6 protein-coding genes are annotated in these 4,046 nt (G+C 67.4%); 1 reads left to right on the top strand and 5 read right to left on the bottom strand.

Going from position 1 to position 4,046, the window contains the following annotated elements; translation table 11 throughout:
• Nucleotides 1-476, bottom strand: a 476-nt coding sequence (locus tag H926_RS0101155; RefSeq protein ID WP_022674667.1) for an SDR family NAD(P)-dependent oxidoreductase, incomplete at its 3' end; no start/stop codon positions are given.
• A complete protein-coding gene (locus H926_RS0101150; protein WP_022674666.1) occupies nt 473-1,090 on the bottom strand; it encodes a DNA-3-methyladenine glycosylase in 618 nt (205 codons plus the stop codon). The genes H926_RS0101155 and H926_RS0101150, both read right to left, overlap by 4 nt.
• Before the next feature lie 127 nt (nt 1,091-1,217).
• On the opposite strand from H926_RS0101150, the gene H926_RS0101145 reads away from it, so the two are divergent.
• Nucleotides 1,218-1,523, top strand: a complete 306-nt coding sequence (locus H926_RS0101145) for a 2Fe-2S iron-sulfur cluster-binding protein (protein ID WP_022674665.1) — start codon at nt 1,218-1,220, stop codon at nt 1,521-1,523.
• A 72-nt stretch (nt 1,524-1,595) separates the two neighbouring features.
• On the opposite strand, the gene argC is transcribed toward H926_RS0101145, so the two are convergent.
• The 3 genes from argC to H926_RS0101130 form a co-directional block, all read right to left on the bottom strand.
• Nucleotides 1,596-2,525 (bottom strand): N-acetyl-gamma-glutamyl-phosphate reductase, encoded by a 930-nt coding sequence (gene argC / locus H926_RS0101140; protein ID WP_022674664.1) that lies wholly within the window; start codon nt 2,523-2,525, stop codon nt 1,596-1,598.
• A complete protein-coding gene (locus H926_RS0101135) occupies nt 2,522-2,890 on the bottom strand; it encodes an SH3 domain-containing protein (protein ID WP_022674663.1) in 369 nt (122 codons plus the stop codon). The genes argC and H926_RS0101135 overlap by 4 nt, the downstream gene beginning before the upstream one ends.
• Nucleotides 2,891-2,972: 82 nt before the next feature.
• A partial coding sequence (locus tag H926_RS0101130; protein ID WP_022674662.1) for a leucyl aminopeptidase family protein occupies nt 2,973-4,046 on the bottom strand: 1,074 nt, incomplete at its 5' end.

Here is a 4,046-nt window from a genome sequence, read left to right as displayed (position 1 = left end):
AGGCCCGCCTTGGTGGCAGCATAGACCGACGTGCCCGGCGTGCCATAGAGCGCAGCCGCGCTGGCGGTGTTGAGCAGGCAGGCGCCCTGCCCCGCGGCCGCCTTGAGCCAGGGATAGGCCGCCCGTGCGCCCAGCGTGGCGCCGGTCAGGTTGATCGCGATCACCCGTTCGATTTCGTCCACCGTGCACTGCGCCAAGGCGCCGCCCAGCGGCACGCCGGCGTTGTTGGCGACGACATGGATCACGCCGCCCCCTGCCGCTGCGGCCAAGCCCAAGGCAATGTCCCACCCAGCGGCATCGCGCACGTCGAGCAGGTGAGCTGACCAGCGCCCGGCCGGCAGCAGCGCACCGGTCTGGGCCATGCCGGCGCTATCGACATCGGCCAGCGCCACAAACCAGCCTTCCCGGGCGAAGCGGATGGCGATGGCCCGGCCGATGCCCGACGCGCCACCGGTGACGAAGATGCATTTCGTCATAGCGCGGGATTGGCATAGCAATGCCAGGTAAACAGCGCGAGGGCGCCGCGATGCGGGCGCCAGGGCTCGGCCAGGGCGCGCGTTTCCTTCTCGCTCGGCCGTTCCGGCAGGCCCAGCAACTTGCCCAGGCCAACCTGCACGGCAAGGTCTCCTGCTGGCCAGATATCGGGCCGTCCTTCGGCAAACAGCAAATAGATTTCGGCAGACCAGCGGCCCACGCCCTTGATCTGCACCAGTTGGGCAATGGCCGCCTCATCATCATCGGGCAAGGCCGCCAGATCGAGCGCGCCCGATACCACCAGTTCGCACAGCGAGCGGGCATAGCCCTGCTTCTGGCGAGACAGGCCACAGCTGCGCAGCGCATCGAAATCGGCCGCGAGCAGATCGGCCGGCGGCATGTCGGGACCCAGCAGCGCTTCGAGCCGCGCCCACACCGATGCGGCTGCCGCCACGCTCACCTGCTGCCCGACGATGGTGCGCAGCAGCGTACGGTAGCCGGTTTCGCGAATGCGCGGTTCGGGATAGCCGACTTTGGCCAAAGCTGCGGCAAAAGCCGGGTTCTGCGTGGCGAGATGATCCAGTCCCGCCGTGATCGCCTGGTTAGAAAGTCCCATTCGGCGCTGCATCCCTTCGCACATGCTCAAATTTTTCTGGCCAATATTTTCCCAGGGCATTAGCAGCCGGGACGAAGGGCGAACAGAGATCGATGCGAATCCCGCCCACCATGAGGAGCTTTAGACAATGCCGAAGCTTGTTGTCGTCGATCGTGCCGGTGCCGAAAAGGCCATCGAAGTGGATAGCGGCCTTACCGTGATGGAAGCCATCCGCGATAACGGCTTTGACGAATTGCTTGCCCTGTGCGGCGGGTGCTGCTCGTGCGCCACGTGCCATGTCTATGTCGATGATGGCGCCGACGCGCTGCCGACGATGAGCGAAGACGAGAACGACCTGCTCGACAGCTCGGACCACCGCACCGCCACGTCGCGCCTGTCGTGCCAGCTGCCGGTCGTCGATGGCCTCAAGGTCACCATCGCGCCGGAAGACTGATCTTTCGCGTGTTGACGTAAAAAGGCGCCGGGGCATCGCTCCGGCGCCTTTTTTGCGGATGAGGATCGCGAATTACAGCGACAGACCCGCGGTTTCCGGCAGGCCTGCCATCAGATTGAGCGTCTGCACCGCCGCGCCGCTGGCGCCCTTGCCCAGATTGTCGAGCCGGGCGACCAGGCGCGCCTGGGTGCCGTCCTTGCTGCCGATCACGCTGAGCGCGAGGCCGTCCCAGGCCTGGGCGCTGCGGCGCATCAGGAATTCGCCGTCGGTGGGCGCGCCTTGCGTGACGCTGACGATCGGGCTGCCGGCATAGAACGCGTCCAGCGCCGCGAACATCGCCTCTGCCGAACCGGCGCCGGGCATCGCTTCCAATGACAGCGGCACTTCCACCACCATGCCGCGCAGCGCCGGCACCACCGCCGGGCTGAACAGCGGAGCGACCGAAAGACCGGCATAGGCAGTCATTTCCGGCACGTGCTTGTGCCCGAAGGCCAGGCCATAGCCGCGCCAGGCAATGTCGGTATCGTCTTCGAACCGGGCGATCAGCGCCTTGCCGCCACCCGAATAGCCCGAAACGGCGTGGACCACATAAGGCCAGTTGGCCGGCAAAAGGCCGGCGCGCACCAGCGGCGCGACCAGGGCGATGAAGCCGGTGGGATAGCAGCCGGGATTGGACACGCGGCGCGCGTTGGCCACGGCATCGCGACCGACCACTTCGGGCAGGCCATAGGTCCAGCCCTCGGCCACGCGGTGCGCGGTGGAGGCATCGATCACCCGCGTGGTATCGTTGGCGATCATCGCCACGGCCGCGCGCGCGGCATCGTCGGGCAGGCACAGGATCACCACGTCGGCCGCGTTGATTGCCTCGGCGCGGGCGGCATCATCCTTGCGGCGCGCTTCATCCAGCGTGATCAGCGCAAATTCGCTACGCCCGGCGAGCCGCTCGGCAATTTCCAGGCCGGTCGTGCCGGCGGCGCCATCGATGAAAACCTGCGTGGTCATGCTACCAACTCCAGCGCAGAAAGCGGCACATAGCCCACCAGGCCGCCTTCATCCGATGCCTGGCCCCAGGCCCAGCCGCCGGCCATGTCCAGCACGGCAAAGCTTTCGCCCGCCGGCAGTTGCGCGATGGCCTCGGCATCGCTGCGCCCGGCCTTGAGCAAAGCCGTTTCAGCGACCACGCGGTGCGGCATCGGCACGGCATAGTGCGGCACGAAGACGCGGCCAGCCAGGCGGACATGCGCCAGATCGCCCCGAACCGGCAGGCGCAGCGGATCGACCTTGGCCGAAGGGCCGGACAGAGCCAGTTCTCCCTCGGGCGCTACGGCCGGGGAAACGACAAGGGCAAGATCGGATTCGGCAGACAAGGCGGGTTCCCGGACATTCGCAAAGGCGCGCGCTTAGCCGCCCTTGCCCCGGGATTCAAGTTTTGCGCCATCCGCGCCGCGTTCAGCCCGCCGCGTAGCGCCCCTGCAGTAGGCCCCAGGCCGCGCGCAGCCCCAGCGCTTCACCACCCTTGGGCCGGCCCGGCTTGCCCACTGGGCGCCAGGCAAAGGTATCGAAATGCAGCCAATCGATCCCCTCGCCGACAAAGCGATCGAGGAACAGCGCCGCCACGCTGGCCCCGGCAAAACCATTGCTGGGCGAATTCTGCAGATCGGCGACATCGGATTTCAGCCATTCGCGATAGGCATCGTGCAGCGGCAATTGCCAGCACGGATCATCGCGCCCGATCCCAGCGGCGAGCAGAGCCTGCGCCGTCTCGTCGCGCCGAGCAAACATCCCGGGCAGATCGGGGCCCAGTGCCACCCGCGCCGCGCCGGTCAGCGTGGCAAAGTCGATCACCAGTTCGGGCTTGGCCTCGCTCGCACGGGTCAGCGCGTCGCCCAGCACCAAGCGCCCTTCCGCATCGGTGTTGGTCACTTCCACGCTCAAGCCCTGGCGCGTGCGCAGAATGTCTCCCGGACGGAAAGCGTTGCCGGAAATGGCATTTTCCACTGCCGGGACCAGCAGATGCAACCGCACCGGCAGGTTTTGCCCCATGATCAGCCCGGCCAGCGCCAGGGCATGGGCCGCGCCGCCCATGTCCTTTTTCATCAGCGCCATGCCCGAGGCCGGCTTGATATCGAGGCCGCCGGAATCAAAGCACACGCCCTTGCCCACCACGGCCACGCGGGGATGGCTTGGGTTCCCCCATTCCAGCTCGATCAGGCGCGGGGCATGGCTGCGCGCGGCAGCACGACCCACCGCGTGGACCATCGGATAGTCCCGCTCCAGCATATCGCCGGCAATCACATGGATCGTGGCGTGGTGCGCCTTGGCCAACGCGCGGGCTTCGGCCTCCAGTTGCGCCGGGCCCATGTCTTCGGCGGGGGTATTGACCAGATCACGCACCATGGTGACCGCCGCCGCTTCGGCCAGGGCCAGCGGCAGGGCGCGCACCGCGCTGGTCAGCAGCACGCGCGGGCCGGGCTCGCTGCCCTGGCTGCGATAGCGATCGAACCGGTATTGCGCGGTGATCCA

The organism is Novosphingobium sp. B-7 (assembly GCF_000410615.1).
GTDB lineage: Bacteria > Pseudomonadota > Alphaproteobacteria > Sphingomonadales > Sphingomonadaceae > Novosphingobium > Novosphingobium capsulatum.
The sequence above is the reverse complement of the archived record's forward strand: the minus strand, read 5'-3'. Positions and strand labels throughout refer to the sequence as shown.

Excerpts from the sequence above, each read along its gene's own strand:
- argC (WP_022674664.1), bottom strand. The coding sequence starts at position 2,525 with ATGACCACGCAGGTTTTCATCGATGGCGCCGCCGGCACGACCGGCCTG.
- H926_RS0101145 (WP_022674665.1), top strand. The coding sequence starts at position 1,218 with ATGCCGAAGCTTGTTGTCGTCGATCGTGCCGGTGCCGAAAAGGCCATC.
- H926_RS0101150 (WP_022674666.1), bottom strand. The coding sequence starts at position 1,090 with ATGGGACTTTCTAACCAGGCGATCACGGCGGGACTGGATCATCTCGCC.